This window comes from Dissulfurispira sp. (assembly GCF_036745535.1).
Classification (GTDB): domain Bacteria; phylum Nitrospirota; class Thermodesulfovibrionia; order Thermodesulfovibrionales; family Dissulfurispiraceae; genus Dissulfurispira.
The window spans coordinates 1-1286 of the sequence record NZ_DAIOFX010000065.1; the positions used below are offsets into that span (position 1 = coordinate 1).

A 1286-nucleotide genomic window follows, 5' to 3' on the forward strand; every position below is an offset into this window, starting at 1 on the left:
TTCTATACTACCTGAATCGGAGGTCTTTCTAAAATCTATTTTGGACAGATGTGTATTTGACCATATAAAAATTGCTGTGCTATAACTATATTGCAAATAAGTTGTTAATTTCTTTCTTAACAAAAATCTAAACTCTTATACTTTAAAACTCTTTATAAAAAACTTTATTTGGGGGGGAGATGTTTCAAAAGTTTAAAGACATGAGCCTCAAGAAAAAGCTGTACATTGTTTTCGGCGCCCTTATTGGCTCTGCAGTAATTGGCATATCCATAGGCCAGATATTCTTTAACAGGGTTCAGGTTGGTGGAGATGCCTATGCACAGATAGAAAAAAGCATGATTGTAGCCGACGACATTGCGCGGCTGCGATACAATCTCACTCTTGTTCGCTCTAAACTCCTAAGCATGATGATAGAAAAGGACAGGGAAAAATTAGAGGAACTTAAGGAAGACATTGAAGACATATCAGGCAGGATAGATGAGCTTTTGGACAAAATAGCGAAGTCTTTGAGCGCTGCTAATCTTTCAGCCGAATCCTCGTCAATAGCAAAAGCCTTGGAAACATGGAATGCCTTCAAGAATACACGGGATAAGGAATTAATACCATTGCTATTTGCCGGAAGCATAGAAAAGGCAAAAGAGATAGCAGGCGGAATCCAGGCTGAAAGGTACAACACTATTTTAGAAGAAACAAAGCGTACTGTTGAAAAGGCAAAGGCCAATGTCCCTAAAATGGTTGGCGCCTTGAAAAAAGAAGGAAAAATCGTGGGATGGAGCTTTGTAGCAGGAGGCGTTGTGTTTGTTGCCTTCCTCGTACTCATTGCAAAATTTCTGTCTTCATCCGTAATCTCTCCGGTAGCATTGGTATCGCAAAAGTCGCGGGCAATGGCGGATGGAGACTTCAGCGCCGCTGACATAGAAATAAACCGCAAGGATGAGATCGGGATGATGCTGAAAGACTTTACGACCATGTCCCGTAGAATAACCTCCATAATAGGCGATATAAAGGCGGATATGCAGAACCTCCTCTCTTCGTCCGGAGCACTTTTGGCCACTGCAGAAGACCTGAGCAGGTCGGCAAACGAACAATCCCTGCAGGCACAGCAGGTGGCAACAGCAGCAACGGAAATGTCACAGACAATAATGGATGTGGCCAAAAATGCTGCTCAGGCTGCTGATGCATCGAGAAATTCATTAGAAGAGGCCGCAAAGGGGAAATCGGTTGTAGAAAAGACCACCCATGGAATGTACAACATTGCAGAGAATGTTAAAGATACCACAAAGATC

At 42.5% G+C, this 1286-nt stretch carries 1 protein-coding gene; it reads left to right on the top strand.

Features of this window, described 5'->3' with window-relative positions; translation table 11 throughout:
• Window positions 1-179 precede the first annotated feature (179 nt).
• Window positions 180-1286 (top strand): methyl-accepting chemotaxis protein (locus V7L97_RS09800; RefSeq protein ID WP_333655497.1); only part of this gene is annotated, 1107 nt, incomplete at its 3' end.